The organism is Nocardia testacea NBRC 100365, assembly GCF_000308775.1.
GTDB classification, from domain to species: domain Bacteria; phylum Actinomycetota; class Actinomycetes; order Mycobacteriales; family Mycobacteriaceae; genus Nocardia; species Nocardia testacea.
Genome location: NZ_BAGJ01000036.1, coordinates 1 through 384, shown reverse-complemented (window position 1 = coordinate 384; position 384 = coordinate 1). Strand labels below are relative to the sequence as shown.

At 69.0% G+C, this 384-nt stretch carries 1 protein-coding gene; it reads left to right on the top strand.

Annotation, left to right across the window (positions count from 1 at the left end; genetic code table 11):
• Nucleotides 1–384 (top strand): roadblock/LC7 domain-containing protein (locus ON38_RS04865; RefSeq protein WP_444543707.1); only part of this gene is annotated, 384 nt, incomplete at both ends.

Below are 384 nucleotides of genomic sequence, written 5' to 3'. Positions count from 1 at the left end.
CTCCCCCGCGCACTGACCTGAGCTGGCTGCTGGAAGAACTGGTCAGCGGGTTGCCCGACGCCGAATCGGCGGTCCTGCTGTCCACCGACGGACTACTGATGGGCCGCTCGGCGGGGCTGGAGCAGACCGAAGCCGAACGATTCGCCGCGATGGCCTCGGCCTTCCACAGCCTGGCCCGCAGCGCCGGAAGCCATTTCAAGGCCGGTGGCGTGTGCCAGACCGTGGTCGAACTCGACCGCGCCGTCCTGTTCATCACCGCCGCCGGCAGCAATGCCTGCCTGGCACTGCTGGCCAGCGAATCGGCGAACATGGGCATGGTCGCGTTCGAGATGAACCGAACCGTCCAGCGGGTCGGCAGCCACCTGGCCGTCGACTCGCGCCCGC